Source organism: Massilia sp. HP4 (assembly GCF_005222695.1).
Taxonomy (GTDB): domain Bacteria; phylum Pseudomonadota; class Gammaproteobacteria; order Burkholderiales; family Burkholderiaceae_D; genus Telluria.
Map to the genome: position 1 here is coordinate 1 of NZ_STGG01000003.1, position 14,969 is coordinate 14,969.

The following is a 14,969-nucleotide window of genomic DNA, read 5'->3' on the forward strand; positions in this document are numbered from 1 at the left end:
AAAGGCGCCCGGCAAGGCGTAAACCGCAGCCATACCGCGTGGTATGGCGAGGATTTACAACGCAGCAGGGCGCTTTTTTCCGTGCCAAGACCGCCGCCATGAATAAATCAGCGCTTCCCTAGAGCACAACCTGTCAGTCCTGCTCTGGAATCGGTCGAACAACCAGGAACTGATACGACATCGCGCCGAGGAAAGCTATACCTGCACCGGTCAGCAAGGCTGGTACGAACGACCAGCTCTGCGCGATATAGCCGGTAAAGATTGGAGCCAGCGCGCCACCGATGAACCCGCCGAAGTTCTGGATCGCCCCGAGCGAGGCAATGCGGCTGCGCGGCGCCACCGCCGTCACCAGCGACCACGAACAGGCCGACGCCGCGTTGGCCAGGAAGATCACGACCGAGATGCAGGCGATGGCTGCGGTATTGCTCTCAACCAGCGCGGCAGGAATCGTGAACGCCACCATCCCCAGCATCGACAGCACCACCGCCGTACGGCGCCCCGCCACCACTGATTTCGCGCGGCGAGTGATCTGGTCGGACGCCCAGCCGGCCGACAAGGCGCCCAGGAACCCGCACACGAAGGGAATCGTCGCCGCCACGCCAACGTAGGCCACATCCATATTGCGTTCGGTTCGCAGATAGCCCGGCAGCCAGGTGAGGAAGACCCAGTTCAGGTAAACCGAACCGAAGAAACCGAGCAGCATGCCCCAAGTGGCGCGCTGGCGGAACAGTGCGCGCCAGGACGCGAAACCGGCCGCTGGCGCCGGCTCTGACGTCTGGCCTTCGTCCAGATAGGCACGCTCCTCGACAGTCAGTTCCTCGCGCACCGGATCGCGGTACAGCATCACCCAGACGATGGCCGCAACGATGCCCAACCCGCCCGTAATGAAGAAGGCCCAGTGCCAGCTGGTCGCGGCAATCAGCGGCGACAAACACAGCGGCGCCAGTGCAAAGCCCAGCGGCGAGGCCGAGTTGTAGATACCGGTCGGCGTACCACGCGCCCGCAGCGGAAACCAGTTGCTCACGACCCGCGCCGCCGCCGGGAACTGCGGCGCCTCGCCGATGCCGAGCACGACACGCGCCAGCACGAACCAGCCAAAGGTCGACACGAGCCCGCCCGCCGCCTGGGCCAGCGACCAGATCACCAATCCTGCGCCAAGCAGCCAGCGCGGCCCGATCTTGTCGACAAGGGCGCCGACCGGCAGCTGGCACAGCGCATAGCTCCACGAGAACGCCGACAGCAGCACACCCATCTCGCCCAGCGAGAGCCCGAGATCGGCGCGGATGAACTCGTTGGCGACAGCGAGCGTGGCGCGATCGAGGTAGTTGATGACGCCGGTAACGACCAACAGGACCAGCGCCAGGTTCTGGCGATGACGGATGCGCGAAGTCGCGACCAGGTGAGTAGAGGTAACGTTCATTTCGGGATGGTATCAAAGCGCGCCCATCACCGGTTGAGCCTTTTTCACCATGGCGAGTTAGCAACACAGCGACTAAAAGACGCGCGACTCGTGATACCATCCGCTCCGGGCTGTGCAGGACGCCCACTCTCGCGAAAGCCAGCGCACCTGCCAACGTCAATGACGTGATCGTCTGTCAGGACTTCATCCCTGTTCATTCACTGATGCCGTAGCGAGAGCGGCCGACACCATGTGAAAGGACTCGGCATGCGCCTCCATCCCCATCGAAACACCCCTCCCGATACCAATACCGATTTCCTGCGCCGCTACGCCCGCGGCATGCTGCGCAGCGCGCATTCAGACCAGCCCAGCAAGGCCTTGCCCATCGTGCGTCGGGTGCATTCTGCGGGCGCGGTAACAGGCTCGCGCGTCACCGAGCTCTATCATGCGCGCACCACACTGCAGCTCAAGCATATGTTCCGCACCCTGGCGGCGGAACTGGGCTATGCGACCTGGGACGCCTGCAAGCGCGATATCGACCGCCGTCCGCCGGAGGTGCTGGATCCTTTCCGGCTCGATCTTGGCGCATTTGGCGACCATGAGCACATTTGGTTCGCGGACAAGCCGACCGCCGCGGCCTGGCAGCGTGAACATGGTGGCCGGATGGTCGAGTATGGGAAGCAGGCTGTTGTAATGCCAGTCTGAACATCAGGATGTTCATATTGTTGTCAAGATATTGAACAATAGCTAGACTGGATGAACTGCTTCGTTCATCCAGTCATGTCCGATCTCTTCCAAGCCCCAGCTGTTCTCAACAATAGTCCGTGGACGGACGATGAGCTCACGAGCGCTATCCAAGCTTATCTCAACATGCTGCGCGCAGAGCTCAATGGTCAAGCATATAGCAAGGCAGAGGTAAATCGGCAGCTTCGGGCGAGTCAGCTACCTACCCGGACCAAGGGGTCAATTGAGTTTCGCATGCAGAATATCTCTGCGGCGCTTTACGAACTAAAAATGCCTTGGATCGCCGGATATCTTCCTGCCAAAAATATCGGCAGTACCGTCAAAGAGAAAATGGTTGCACTGCTGCGCGATTGCGGCATTGATTTCCTCGAATCTTACATTCCAACGTCAGACCATGTGACTTTGGCGACCAAGGTGACCTCGTTAAGAATGCAGACGCTGGGCACGCGGCCAATAGGGAATTTTCAGCCCACAATGGTGTCGTCAATTACAACATCATATGTTCGCGATCCCGCCGTCAAAGCGTGGGTGCTACAAGCTGCAAAAGGCCAATGCGAAGGCTGCGATAGCCCTGCACCTTTTGTCGGCAATGATGGCTTACCTTACCTTGAAGTACACCATGTTATGCCACTAGCGAGCCACGGCTCAGACACGACAACGAATGCTGTGGCTCTTTGCCCGAACTGTCACCGTCGATGCCACTCGTCGATTGATCGCGATAACTTCAAGCTCCACTTGTATCAGAAGATCCCGCGTTTAATCATTGAAGCGCCGACTGCAGATTAAGTGAGTTCGAAACCGGTTGCTGGCTCCAGTTCGAGCGTAAAAAGGCTAGTTCTTTCCTTTTACTGCGAGGCCGGCACACGCCGCAACACATCATCATAAGGCGCAAGATCGAGATAAGCCGTTACCTCGGACGCGCGCCCGCCTTGCATGCGAAAGATCCATACATAACTGTTCCGGTATGGCTTTCCATCTTTCGCCACCGCCTCGCCATCCCATTCGATGATGACGTGATCGCCATCGGCCCACAGGTTGCGGATCGTGGGCCGAATCTGGCGTTGCAGGCGCGTCGACAGCGGTTTGACCGCCTTGTCGATCAACGCCTGCTTGCCACGGTGCACGCCCGCAGTGGGCCCGCTTCCCTTGATAGTCCACACCACATCCGGCGCCAGCATATCGTCGAAGAAGCCCTGCCCGCCCGCCGCCCATGCTGCAAACGCCTTGCTGACCGCCTCCCGGTTACGCTGGGTCTCGGCGCCACTGTCGGCACGCACGTCGGCCATGGCCTGCGCCTGGGTCAGCACCAGCGCGCAAGCCATGAGCCAGCGCCAGAAAACAACCGAACCAATTCGAAAGAATCGCATCACACACCCTCCCTGACGATAGTCGTTAAGTTGGACGGCCCCAAGGCCATCCGCGTCGGGATAGTGTGCGTCGCCCGCGTTGGCAAGCGTTAGCTGGATAGTCCGGAAAGATTGCACGATCATCCGGACCGACGATCGATGTGCTTACGGCAGCCTGATCTTGACCACCGCATTGCCAGAGGTCACATATAAATTGCCCTTGCCATCCGTGACAACGCCGCGCACATCGGCCAGGCTACCCGGCAAGTCGCCGGTGCGCAGCGTCATCGAGCGCGTGGTGCCGGCCACCGTCGTGACCACGCCGGCCGGCGTGATCCTGCGCACCAGGTTATTGATCGCATCCGCCGCATACACATTGCCCTGCGCGTCGACCGTCACCCCCACCACTTGCTCGAAGCGCGCTGCATTGCCGGTGCCGTTGGACGATCCCCGTGCATTGGGCGCGCCGGCCAGCGTGACCAGGGTGTTGGTACCGATCAGGCCATTCGGGTTCCAGCGGCTTATCTCGCGCTCGAGGTCGAACACGAATACATTGTTGTTGCCATCCACCGCCACGCCGCGCGGTTCGAACAGGCTGACGCCCCCCAGGTCGTTCACGACGGACTGGCCTTCCAGCATCAGGGTGTTGCCACCCGAAATCCTGCGCGTACCATAGCCATTGGTGACAAACAAGTTGTCGTTGGCGTCGACCGCGATCGCGCCCGGCACCACGGTGGCCACACGGCCGCCGCTGACGTTGCTGCCGATCGGAATCAGGGCCGTCGTGCTCACGCGTCCGGCAGTGGTAATGCTGCGGATACGCAGGTTATCGGCCACATGGATCGTTCCGTTCCTGCCCACCGCCACCGCAACCGGATTGACGAAGCGGGCATTGCCGGCATTGCCGTCGACGAAGTCGCTGGTACCGGCCGCGCCAGCCACGGTAGTGACCACGCCTGCAGGCGTGATCTTGCGGATCACGAAGTTGCCGGTGTCTGCAACGTACAGGTTGCCATCGGCGTCGATTGTAATGCCCTGTGGCCATTTAAAGCGTGCGGCCGTGCCGGCGCCGTCCATCGTGCCTTCGATCGTCGCATCGCCCGCCAGGATCGAAAGCGCAGCCACCGGCGGTGGCTGCGGATCGCCGCCGTCCTCGTCGTCCTTGTCCTTCGGGATGCCGTCGCCGCAGGCCGAGCACAGCAGCACGAGGGCCAAGGCGCCGCACAGCTTCAGTCGATGGCGAGCAGTGTCGAGGACGGTATCGGTCACGGAACGGCGGGTCATGAATCTCTCCAGAAAGGTCCGTCTTCGATGCTACCACGCTGCTGACTATTCGCCCCTGCTCTCGGCCATGACGAGAGCATAAACTGCCGTCGCCACTGAGGGAGACGGCGGTAAAGCGACACCCTGGATGCGCAATCTGCCATACCAACACAGCAGAATTCCCATACTTTCTTTTCCACAATTGCCAATTGCCCGCTTGACATACGGCCAAGAGTTCCTTAAAGTCGAAATTATGTCTTTCACCCTGCATCTGTCGACCTCCCTACCAGCCGCCGGCGCGCTATCGCCGGCCGCCCTGCTACTACGCGCGTAACTCCGCCGTACGTCCCGGCTCCGCCGGCCCCAACAGCAGTAGGATTCGCACCGATGTCTACCACGCCATTTTTCGCACCATCGATTTTTTCCACCGGGTTCGTCCTGGCGGCCGGCTCACGCGCAGGCATTTGCCTGCTGCTAAAGCTACCGATCGGTTGCCGGGCCTAGCGTTTTCGTGGCCCGCCCGGCAGCCTGTCGCCACCCCTAGGCCCACGAGGCCGCCCAGTGACCAATTCAACAGGAGCACCCGATCATGCTGACCAATCCCGCCACCAAATACCGTCCCTTCCCCGCCGTCCCCTTGACCGACCGCCAGTGGCCGAGCCGCGCCATCACCACGCCGCCGATCTGGATGAGCACCGACCTGCGCGACGGTAACCAGGCATTGATCGAGCCGATGAGCGTCGAGAAGAAGCTGCGCTTCTTCAAGATGCTGGTCAAGATCGGCATCAAGGAAATCGAGGTCGGCTTCCCGTCCGCCTCGCAGACCGACTTCGACTTCGTGCGCATGCTGGTGGACGACAAGCACATCCCGGACGACGTCACCATCATCGTGCTGACCCAGTCGCGCGACGAGCTGATTCGCCGCACCGTCGAATCGGCGGTTGGCGCCAAGCGCGCCATCGTCCATGTCTACAACTCGGTGGCCCCGGTGTTCCGGCGCGTGGTGTTCAATATGGAGCGCGACGAGATCGTGCAGATCGCGGTCAAGGGCGTCCAGCTGATCAAGGAACTCGTCGCCCAGCATCCGCAGACCCAGTGGGGCCTGGAGTATTCGCCTGAATCGTTCTCGACCACCGAACTCGATTTCTCGAAGCAGATCACCGATGCGGTCAGCGCCGTGTGGCAGCCGACGCCGGACAACAAGATGATCGTCAACCTGCCGTCGACGGTCGAAGCGGCCACGCCGAACGTGTACGCCGACCAGATCGAATGGATGTGCCGCAACCTGAACAACCGCGAATCGCTGGTTATCAGCGTGCACCCGCACAATGACCGCGGCACCGCGGTCGCCGCCGCCGAGCTGGCGGTGATGGCCGGCGCCGACCGCGTCGAAGGCTGCCTGTTCGGCAATGGCGAACGCACCGGCAACGTCGACCTGGTCACCCTGGCGATGAACCTGTACACGCAAGGCGTCAATCCTGGCCTGGATTTCTCGGACATCGACGCCGTGCGCCAGCTGGTGGAAGATTGCAATCAACTCCCGGTCCACCCGCGCCACCCCTATGCGGGCGACCTGGTGTTCACCGCGTTCTCGGGCTCGCACCAGGATGCGATCAAGAAGGGCTTCGCCAAGCAGCAGGCGGATGCGATCTGGGAAGTGCCGTATTTGCCGATCGACCCGGCCGACCTGGGCCGCAGCTACGACGCTGTCATCCGCGTCAACAGCCAGTCGGGCAAGGGCGGCATGGCCTATCTGCTGGAACAGGAATTCGGCCTGCAGCTGCCGCGCCGTCTGCAGATCGAGTTTTCGCGCGCCGTACAGCGCGTGGCCGACGAGAGCGGCCGCGAGATCAACGCCGCCGACCTGCATGCGCTGTTCGCGCGCGAATACCTCGAGCAGGACGAGCCGTATCACTACATCTCGCACCGCATGGTCGAAGACAGCGAGCACGAGGTCGAGCTCGACGTGAACGTGGCGCGCCACCATGCGCCGCAAACCTTCGCCGGCACCGGCAATGGTCCGATCGACGCTTTCGTGAATGCGCTGGGCCTGGAGATCCGCCTGATGGACTACCACGAGCACGCGATCGGCTCGGGCGCCGATGCGCGCGCGGCCTGCTACGTCGAGCTGCGGGTGGGGAATGGGCCGACCCTGTTCGGCGTCGGCATCGACAGCAATATCGTGACCGCCTCGTTCAAGTCGGTGCTGTCGGCGGTGAATCGCCATGTGGAGGCCAGTGGAGAGGGTGCGGCCGCGCTGGCGGCCTGAGCTGTTAGCCTGGAATACGCAGCGCCCTGCCGATGCCGCCGAGCGATCAGCGGCGGCGCTGTGGCGCGCGGCGCGGGCCGGCCGGTCCGCGCGACTCAAGATGGCGAAACACGATGCGGCCCTTGGTCAGGTCGTAGGGCGACAGCTCGAGCGTGACGCGATCGCCCATCAGGATGCGGATGTGGTTTTTCTTCATGCGGCCCGCCGTGTAGGCGATCATCTTGTGGCCGTTTTCGAGCTCGACGCGAAAACGCAGCTCCGGTAGCACTTCGGACACGAGGCCGTTCATTTCGATCAGTTCTTCTTTTGCCATGCAAGGTTCTCCTGGTGCGGCGCCGGCAGGCGCCGGGCGTCGTTGATGCGGGGGGTCGTTGATGCGGGGGGTCGTTGGGGCCCAGCATGCGACGCCAGGAGAGGGATGAAAAAAAAGCCCGCATCCTGCGGGCTTCGTTTCAAAGCATTACCGATTTATCGCCGCTCCCGCCCATGCTATCTGCGTGGTGCCGGAGCTGTGGGCGCCCGCGCTATCTGCGCGGTGCGTCCGCTGTACAGGCTGACTGACATACCGAAAACACGTCTCCCGGAAAGTCGCGCACTGCACAGGCGCGGTCACGGGTCGGGAGACCTGGAAGAGACGCTGTCTCATCCAGCGACTGAGTATAACAGTGTTTTTGTGCACCGCACAAAATAATTTACCCAGTCGTTGTCAACGCCCGCTCATCCGATCCAGGATCTGCACTGAAGCCCGTTCGCTCATCACCAGCACCAGCTTCAGGCGCGCGCGCGTCATGCCCACGAAGAGCTTGCGCAGCGCCCGTTCGTCCAGTTCCTCGAAGTCGATCTCGGTGAAGATCAGCGCCGGCGCCGACTGCCCCTTGAAGCGGTACACCGATTCCGCCAGCAGGCCGCCTTCACGAAACACCGGGTTGCCGAACAGATCATAGGCCCCGGTGAACGAACGCAGCGTGTGCGCATCGCTCAGTCGGTCGAGCTTCAGGATGGCCGACTTCTCGCGCCCGCGGAACGCGCAGATCGCGATGTCCTGGCGCCCGAATCCGGCCGCCAGGCATGACGTCACCGCGCGCCGCGTCTGCGCCAGCATCGCTTCTTCATCGCCTTCGGGATACGTCATCTCCTCGATGTCGGCGCCCTTGAACGGGCTGCCCGCCTCCACCGGCTGGCGCGCGGCGCCGATCTTGGTCAGCATGTCGACGATCTGGCGCGGGCTGCGGTAATTGGTGTGCGAATGCAGGGTGACCCAGCCCGGCAGCGGCACCATCGCGCGGCCGTACAGGTTCTGGTCCGGGTCTTCCATCCAGATCGCGCGCCCACCTTCCTTGAGCATGCGCAGCACGATGTCGCGCCAGGCCACCGAGAAGTCTTGTCCTTCATCGACGATCACCACGTCGAACTGCCAGGTCTCGGGCAGCTCGGCGCCCGTCATCGACGTTTCGATCTTGTCCCAGACGTCGGCCGCGCCGTAGTCGGGCGTGACATCCTGCGCGCGCAACCAGGCGTCGGACAGCATGTGGAAGGTGGCCACCCGCCCGCCCGCCGGCACCAGGCGCTCGATGTGGTCGGCCAGCGGCCGATTGAAGCAGACGTACAGCGGCCGCAGGCCGGCGTCGATCGCGGCCGTGTACTCGGCCAGCGCCAGCTGGGTCTTGCCGCTGCCCGCGGTGCCGATCACGTGCAGGCGAAACGGAGAAAAATCGAGCCGCCGCGCCCAGGTGGCCAGGCCGCCCGACAGCCGCGTCACCATTTTCACCGCATTGCCGATCATGGCGCTGGGATCGGGCCGCAGGTTCAGGGTATCGCCCAGGAAGCGCGTGACCTTGTCGAAGTCGTCGCTGCGGTCGGTAATCGGCAGCGCCTCGCGGATCACGCGCGCCAGCTTGGGCTTGTTGGTGGCGTCGATGATGTGGTCCGGGTCGATCCCGGCCAGTTGCTGGTCGCGCACGATGTAGTCGGGGCAGTACAGCAGGTAATCAACGGACAGCGCGCCGTGATAGCGCTTGGCCAGGCCCTCGATGGTCGACAGGATCTGGCTGCGGATCTTGCGTGGCTTGCCCTGGTAGCTTTTCACCAGGCCTTCCGGGGTCTCGTTCAAAAAGCCCGCGACCTGCTCGATCACCAGGATGCGGCCGTTCGGGGCCAGCACGATGAAGTCGACGTCGCCATACACCGAATAGCCCTGCTCCACATTGGTCCAATGCACGCCGTGGTAGATCACGTAGGGCGTGTCGGCCAGGCGCTGCTCGAGATAGGCCAGGGTTTCGATCTCGCGCGCGGCGGCGCCGGTAACGGCCATCTCGCGCCAGCCGGCAGGTTGGATATGAGCCATGATGTCCGCAAGCGTTAGTAAGGTGGAAACTATTGTAAGTCTGTTTCCATCTTAGTCACACACCGTTGTCGGCGGAACGCACTATTGGACAGAAAGACCCCGGAATCATTGCCAGATTGAAAAATTTATTGTCGCCTGGCGGCAATCCAGTGCACACTTTCGGGCATTACGCCCAGCGTCAGGTTCTTCGTGCATTTACCTCCCGTCCTTACCGCCATTCCGGCCGTAGCGCTGCGCCTTTCGGCGTGGCTGCTGCTGTGCGTCCTGTGCCTGATGCAGGCGCCGGCATACGCTGGAGAGGTGCACACCTTCGCTGGCAAGAAAGTCAAGGGTTGCCAGCTCGACGGCAATGCTTACACTTGCGGCAACCTGCCGTCGTCCGCCTGGGACGACTCGATGGCGATCGCCAATGGTTACAGCGTCCACGTCAAATCCGATGTCAGCCCGGGCTGGGACTATGGCTTGTCGATGTCCGGCAGCGCGCGCCTGACGAGTAGCGGCTCGATCGACCTCACCCAGATCAATCCGGCCAAGATCAGCATCACCGGCGGCTCGTTCCACGCGGACGGCGCATTCAAGATAGGCGGGGCGATCCGGGTAAAGGCTGACGTGAATGCCGGTTCGCTAAGCCTGGGCACCGGACCGGAATTCCACATCACCGGCAATATGGTCTCGCGCGGTGCGGTAGCGATCGCCTACACCGTCACCATCGACGGGTCGGTCAGCGGCACCGCCATCACCACCAACTCGCAGGTCAAGATCAGCGGCAGCGTGACCGCCACCGGCGACGTGTGGATCGGCTCTTCGTCGACCATCGGCGGCTCGCTCAGCGGCGCCGCGATCGCGACCGATTCCTCGGTCACGGTCAACGGCGCGGTCAAGGCCAGCAGCACCCTGAAGATCGCCTCCTACTCCACGATCCACGGACCGGTCAGCGGGACCGTCGTGACCACCGATTCGCATGTCACGTTGAACGGCGAAGTCGTGGCGACCACCCGCTTCATGCTGGAGTCGGACGGCAAGGTCAATGGCAAGGTCACCGCGCCCGAAGTCGAGCTGCGCGCGGCCAACAGCGCCGTTACCGGCAAGGTCACGGCGCAAAAATCCCTCACCCTGGGATCATCGGCACGCGTCAACGGCGACGTCGATACAGGCGAACTCAAGCTGGAAGCGTCGGAGGCAATCATCAACGGCAATGCGGCGGTGAACATCGCGACCCTGTTGTGGCATGGCCGCGTGTCCGAGTATATCCAGTGCAAGAAGGGGGCTACGGTTGGCGACTGCAGCTGCGTGAACAACCAGAGCGGCTATGATTTCAATTCCACGCTGGGACCGAAGTGCGGCGCGGCCCCACCAGTCTCGCGCCTGCATCACTTCCGCATCGAACACGATGGCCAGGCGCAGGCCTGCTCGACCGAAAACGTAAAGGTCATTGCCTGCGCCAACGCGAGCTGCACCGAAACCTACACCGACGGCGCAACGGTCAAGTTGTTCCCGGGTGGAGCAACGGTCAACATCGGCAATACCTCTACCGCGTTGGGCCAGGTATCGCGCGATATCGCGGGCATCGAGGCCCTGCGGCTCGAATACAACGGCGCCACGATCGTTCCCGAATGCCGCAATGGCGGCTCCAGCAGCTGCGACATGAATTTCGCCGGCGGCGTCGGACTGACGTTCTCGGTGCCGCATCATCGCGCCGGCAATGACCAGAAATTCGTGATCACGGCGCGCCAGCCTAATCCGACTACCAAGACCTGCGAGGCCGCGTTCAGGACGACCAAGACCCTGGAATACGCCTGCACCCGGGAGCTGCCAACGACGGGTGACCTGAAGCCCAGCATCGCCGGCACGGACCTGGTCTGCGATGGCAAGACGCGGACCGGCATCGCCACGCCATTCAATGACAACGGAAGGGCCGAGCTGACGTTCAACTACAAGGATGTCGGCCGCCTGCGGCTCGACGCCGGCATCGATGACACCAAGACCAATAGTACTTTCACGGTCGCGCCCGACCATTTTGTCGTCAAGGACTATCCGACCACCGCCACCCGCGCCGGAGACCAGTTCGACGTGACCGTCGTGGCGGTGGAAAAGAATGGCGCAACAACGCCCAACTTCGATGACGGCTTGCTCGCGGAAGTGGCCAATACCGTTCTGGCGGCCGAGGACCGCGCCGCCTGCCAGCAGGCCTGGGCGAACGGCACGGTATCCTTCGACAAGCTCAAATTCAAGTCGGGTGCGGCCGCCGCCAGGGCGGCCTGGAACGAGGTAGGCAAGCTCGACCTGAAAGCAAGCCTGGACACGTTCCTGGACAGTGGCCTGAAGACGGTCGGCACCACCCGCACCGCCAGCAGCGCCTGCAGCGGCACGGCCGGCCCATTCATCCCGAAGTACTTCATGCTCGAGCTGGTCGACAATCCCGCCCGCTCGTTCTATTACGCCGGCGAAGAGTTCCCCGTGCGCGTCTCGGCGCGCAGCGCCGGAGGCGAAGTCACCGCCAATTACTCCGATCACCTGAAGCTCAGCGAGCAGCTGGTGCTGGGCGCACGCGACAACGAAGACAAGAAAGACAATCCCGAGGACGGGATCCTGTCCAGGACAACGATCGGCGCCGACCTCTTTTCCATGGGCCAGGCAGAGGTCAAGCCTACCTACACGCACCCCGCCAAGCAGGCAATGGCCCCGACCACGCTGCGCCTGCGCGCCAGGAACGCCGCCGCCGTGAACAATGACGCGCTGCAGGCGGTGACCAGCGCCACTGACAAGGCGCATGAAGTGGCCCGCCCCCTCATCCGTACCGGCCGCCTGCGCATCAACAACCGTTTCGGCTATATCCGCTCGTCGCTCGACCTGCAGCTGCGGGCCGAATACTGGACCGGCAGCAGCTGGGCCCTGCATGCCGCGGATAGCCGGACGACGATCAAGACCGACGCCATCGCCCGCACCTTCCACGGTCCGTCGCCGAACAAGCCCGCGCTCCCGCCGTTCCCCCAGACGGAATACCAGCTTGCCAACGGTGTAGTCAGCCTGCCGATGAGTTCCACTGTCGCCGGCTGGATCGACGTCGCCATCAACCTGGGCCCGGATACCGGCAAGAACCTGTCCTGCCTGGCCGACCAGCCCACCGACACCCCTGGCGCCGCCTTGCCCTGGCTGCGTTCCCTCGCAGGCTGCGCCGATCCTTCCGGCCGCGCCACCTTCGGCATCTTCGAGCCCGAAAACCGGCGCATCATCCACATGCGCGAGGTGTTCAATTGAGGCGCCAGCACGGATTCACGATGGTCGAGCTGATCCTGGTGATCGTGCTGGTGGGCGTGCTCGCCGCCGTCGGCATCCCGCGCCTGATGGGCGAAGACTTCACCAAGGCGGTGGTGTTCGGCGACCAGGTCGCGAGCACGCTGCGCCAGGCCCAGAAGACCGCCGTGGCGCGCCGTCGCCTGGTGTGCGTGGAAACCACCGCCACCACGCTCAGGCTGCGCATCCGCACCAGCCCCGCGCGGCCGCTCGCCACCGATGGCGCGGCCGCCTGCAACGCCGCACTGGCCGGCGTGACCGACGGTGACCGGGACAGCGCCGACGCCAAAGTCACGATGACGAACGCCCCGGCCACGCTGTTCTTCCATCCCGACGGCACCATCGGCAGCACGCCGCTCGGGGCGCCGTTCGGCGCGCGCACCATCGAGATCCGGATGGACGAGCAGACCCGGCGCAACATCGTCTTCGACGGCAGGACCGGCTATGTCGAATAAGCGCATGGCCGGGGTCACCCTGGTGGAACTGATCATCGCGATCGCGATCGTGGGCATGGCGCTGGCCGGCCTGGCGGCCGTCTACAGCCGCGCCAACATCGCCAGCGCCGACCCGGTAATCCAGCAGCAGATGATCGCCATCGGCGAAACCATGATGGAAGAAATCATGCTCAAGCCATTCACGACGGCCGACAACCAGGCCGGCCGCGCCAACTACAACGACGTACAGGACTATGCCGGCTATGCCAGCGCCGGCATCCAGGACGCCACCGGCGCCGCCGTCCCCGGCTTGCAGGATTACGGGGTGTCGGTGACGGTCGGCCCCGCCGCGCTGGCCGGGATCGCGGCCAATGGCGACGCCTTGCGCATCGATGTCACCGTCAGCTACCGCGGACAATCGCTGACGCTGACCGGCTGGCGCACGAGGCCACCGGCATGAACACCATGAAACGCCAGCAGGGATTCACCCTGGTCGAGCTGATCGTCGTCATCGTCCTGATCGGGATCATCGGCGGCATGCTCTCGCTGCAGTTGCTGCCGTCGATCCGCAGCTACCTGCTGGTGGGCCAGCGCGCCAACCTGACCAACCAGGCCGATACCGCGCTGCGCCGCATCGTGAGCGACGTGCGCGGCGCGGTGCCCAATTCGCTGCGCCTGGGCTCCACGTCGTGTCTCGAGCTGGTGCCGAGCAAGGACGGTGGCCGCTACCGCACCGCGCCCGACAGCGCCGCGGGCGCCGCCGCATGGCTCGACGACACCGTCGCCAGGAACAGCTTCGACGTGCTGACCGCCTTCGACGACCCGCCGCAGGCGGGCGATGCGATCGTGATCGGCAACCAGAACCCGGACGACGTCTACAGCGGCCGCTTCACCGCAACCGTGCTGGCGGCCCCGGTCGCACACACCGACCTGAGGCTGGGCGAATCGCGCGTCACGCTCGATACCGGCGCGCCGGGCAGCGACCCGAATGGCATGCGCGTGCCGCCCGGCTATGACGGCGGGCGTTTCATCGTGGTGCCGGCCGGCGAGCGCGTGGTGGGCTATTCCTGCATCGGCGGCGGAACGGATGCTGCCGGCACCGGCCGGGGCGTCCTGTACCGCCTGACGGATGCGAACTTCCACGGCTCGCCCGTCTGCAGCGCGCCCGACGGCACGGCGCCGGCCGGCGCCGCGGTGCTGGCCACCAAGGTCGAGAAATGCGTGTTCTCGTATTCGCCGAACGGGGGGCCGACCCAGGAAAGCGGCTTCGCCCAGCTGCAGCTTACCCTGACCGACAAGGGCGAAGCGGTGACGCTGACGCTCGGCGCCCACGTGGACAACGTGCCATGATGCGCCGCTCGCAATCCGGTTTCGCCTATATCGCGGCCGTCATCCTGCTGGTGGTGGTGGCCGGCATCGCGGTATCCCTGCTGCGCCTGACCGATACCCAGCAGGGCACGGTCAACCAGGCGCTGCTCGGCGCGCGCGCCAACCTGGCGGCGCGCGGGGGCATCGAATGGGCGTTCTTCAGCCTGAACCAGGCATGCGTCCAGCTGCCGACCGCCGCCAATGTCCCGGCGCCGGCAGTCACGCCCACGGTGCTGGGCGACTTCCGCCAGGACTCGGGCTTTACCGTCAGCGTCAGCTGCACCTTCCGCGAATACGCCGAAGGGGAGAACATGGATCTTTCCGATCCGGCCCAGCCGACGCTGAAATCGGTGAACAAGCGCATCTACCGCATCGTCTCGACGGCCTGCAACGGCAGCACGACGGCCTGCCCCGATCCCGGCAGCGTGCCGCTGGCCGACTATGTGGAGCGGTCCCGGGTCGCCACCTTGTGCCAGACGCCTGAGGGCAAATTCTGCAACTAGCCGGA

At 63.9% G+C, this 14,969-nt stretch carries 13 protein-coding genes; 8 read left to right on the top strand and 5 right to left on the bottom strand.

Annotation, left to right across the window (positions count from 1 at the left end):
- Nucleotides 1-133 precede the first annotated feature (133 nt).
- Nucleotides 134-1,420: an MFS transporter gene (locus E8M83_RS00565; protein WP_137171453.1), complete on the bottom strand. Its 1,287-nt coding sequence runs from the start codon at nucleotides 1,418-1,420 to the stop codon at nucleotides 134-136.
- Nucleotides 1,421-1,666: 246 nt separating this feature from the next.
- Between E8M83_RS00565 and E8M83_RS00570 the strand changes: the two genes are divergently transcribed.
- Both E8M83_RS00570 and E8M83_RS00575 read left to right on the top strand, forming a co-directional pair.
- Complete coding sequence (locus tag E8M83_RS00570; protein ID WP_137171454.1) at nucleotides 1,667-2,104, top strand: hypothetical protein; 438 nt, start codon at nucleotides 1,667-1,669, stop codon at nucleotides 2,102-2,104.
- A 75-nt stretch (nucleotides 2,105-2,179) separates the two neighbouring features.
- Nucleotides 2,180-2,929: an HNH endonuclease signature motif containing protein gene (locus E8M83_RS00575; protein ID WP_137171455.1), complete on the top strand. Its 750-nt coding sequence runs from the start codon at nucleotides 2,180-2,182 to the stop codon at nucleotides 2,927-2,929.
- A 59-nt stretch (nucleotides 2,930-2,988) separates the two neighbouring features.
- Here E8M83_RS00575 and E8M83_RS00580 read toward each other — a convergent pair whose 3' ends face one another.
- Complete coding sequence (locus tag E8M83_RS00580) at nucleotides 2,989-3,510, bottom strand: nuclear transport factor 2 family protein (protein ID WP_137171526.1); 522 nt, start codon at nucleotides 3,508-3,510, stop codon at nucleotides 2,989-2,991.
- A gap of 144 nt (nucleotides 3,511-3,654) precedes the next feature.
- Entirely contained in the window at nucleotides 3,655-4,773 is a 1,119-nt protein-coding gene (locus E8M83_RS00585; RefSeq protein WP_137171456.1) for a hypothetical protein, read from the bottom strand.
- Nucleotides 4,774-5,338: 565 nt separating this feature from the next.
- Here E8M83_RS00585 and leuA point away from each other — a divergent pair.
- Nucleotides 5,339-7,021, top strand: a complete 1,683-nt coding sequence (leuA, locus tag E8M83_RS00590) for a 2-isopropylmalate synthase (protein ID WP_137171457.1) — start codon at nucleotides 5,339-5,341, stop codon at nucleotides 7,019-7,021.
- 46 nt (nucleotides 7,022-7,067) lie between these two features.
- Here leuA and infA read toward each other — a convergent pair whose 3' ends face one another.
- Entirely contained in the window at nucleotides 7,068-7,334 is a 267-nt protein-coding gene (infA, locus tag E8M83_RS00595) for a translation initiation factor IF-1 (protein WP_005664553.1), read from the bottom strand.
- Nucleotides 7,335-7,727: 393 nt separating this feature from the next.
- Nucleotides 7,728-9,365, bottom strand: a complete 1,638-nt coding sequence (locus E8M83_RS00600; RefSeq protein WP_137171458.1) for an ATP-binding domain-containing protein — start codon at nucleotides 9,363-9,365, stop codon at nucleotides 7,728-7,730.
- Nucleotides 9,366-9,554: 189 nt separating this feature from the next.
- Here E8M83_RS00600 and E8M83_RS00605 point away from each other — a divergent pair, with 189 nt between their 5' ends.
- Genes E8M83_RS00605 through E8M83_RS00625 form a run of 5 tightly spaced genes read left to right on the top strand, consistent with a single transcriptional unit; the run spans nucleotide 9,555 to nucleotide 14,964 of the window.
- Nucleotides 9,555-12,623 (top strand): DUF6701 domain-containing protein, encoded by a 3,069-nt coding sequence (locus tag E8M83_RS00605; protein WP_137171459.1) that lies wholly within the window; start codon nucleotides 9,555-9,557, stop codon nucleotides 12,621-12,623.
- Nucleotides 12,620-13,114: a Tfp pilus assembly protein FimT/FimU gene (locus tag E8M83_RS00610; RefSeq protein WP_267874152.1), complete on the top strand. Its 495-nt coding sequence runs from the start codon at nucleotides 12,620-12,622 to the stop codon at nucleotides 13,112-13,114. Before E8M83_RS00605 ends, E8M83_RS00610 begins: the two co-directional genes overlap by 4 nt.
- The gene (locus tag E8M83_RS00615; protein WP_137171461.1) at nucleotides 13,104-13,553 is read left to right on the top strand and encodes a prepilin-type N-terminal cleavage/methylation domain-containing protein; all 450 of its coding nucleotides are present in this window, start codon (nucleotides 13,104-13,106) and stop codon (nucleotides 13,551-13,553) included. The genes E8M83_RS00610 and E8M83_RS00615 overlap by 11 nt, the downstream gene beginning before the upstream one ends.
- Complete coding sequence (locus E8M83_RS00620) at nucleotides 13,550-14,443, top strand: type II secretion system protein J (protein ID WP_137171462.1); 894 nt, start codon at nucleotides 13,550-13,552, stop codon at nucleotides 14,441-14,443. Before E8M83_RS00615 ends, E8M83_RS00620 begins: the two co-directional genes overlap by 4 nt.
- Nucleotides 14,440-14,964, top strand: coding sequence for a hypothetical protein (locus E8M83_RS00625; RefSeq protein WP_137171463.1), 525 nt, complete (start codon nucleotides 14,440-14,442; stop codon nucleotides 14,962-14,964). Before E8M83_RS00620 ends, E8M83_RS00625 begins: the two co-directional genes overlap by 4 nt.
- Nucleotides 14,965-14,969: the final 5 nt, after the last annotated feature.

Excerpts from the sequence above, each read along its gene's own strand:
- E8M83_RS00565 (WP_137171453.1), bottom strand. The coding sequence starts at position 1,420 with ATGAACGTTACCTCTACTCACCTGGTCGCGACTTCGCGCATCCGTCAT.
- E8M83_RS00570 (WP_137171454.1), top strand. The coding sequence starts at position 1,667 with ATGCGCCTCCATCCCCATCGAAACACCCCTCCCGATACCAATACCGAT.
- E8M83_RS00575 (WP_137171455.1), top strand. The coding sequence starts at position 2,180 with ATGTCCGATCTCTTCCAAGCCCCAGCTGTTCTCAACAATAGTCCGTGG.
- E8M83_RS00580 (WP_137171526.1), bottom strand. The coding sequence starts at position 3,510 with ATGCGATTCTTTCGAATTGGTTCGGTTGTTTTCTGGCGCTGGCTCATG.
- E8M83_RS00585 (WP_137171456.1), bottom strand. The coding sequence starts at position 4,773 with ATGACCCGCCGTTCCGTGACCGATACCGTCCTCGACACTGCTCGCCAT.
- infA (WP_005664553.1), bottom strand. The coding sequence starts at position 7,334 with ATGGCAAAAGAAGAACTGATCGAAATGAACGGCCTCGTGTCCGAAGTG.
- E8M83_RS00600 (WP_137171458.1), bottom strand. The coding sequence starts at position 9,365 with ATGGCTCATATCCAACCTGCCGGCTGGCGCGAGATGGCCGTTACCGGC.
- E8M83_RS00615 (WP_137171461.1), top strand. The coding sequence starts at position 13,104 with ATGTCGAATAAGCGCATGGCCGGGGTCACCCTGGTGGAACTGATCATC.
- E8M83_RS00620 (WP_137171462.1), top strand. The coding sequence starts at position 13,550 with ATGAACACCATGAAACGCCAGCAGGGATTCACCCTGGTCGAGCTGATC.
- E8M83_RS00625 (WP_137171463.1), top strand. The coding sequence starts at position 14,440 with ATGATGCGCCGCTCGCAATCCGGTTTCGCCTATATCGCGGCCGTCATC.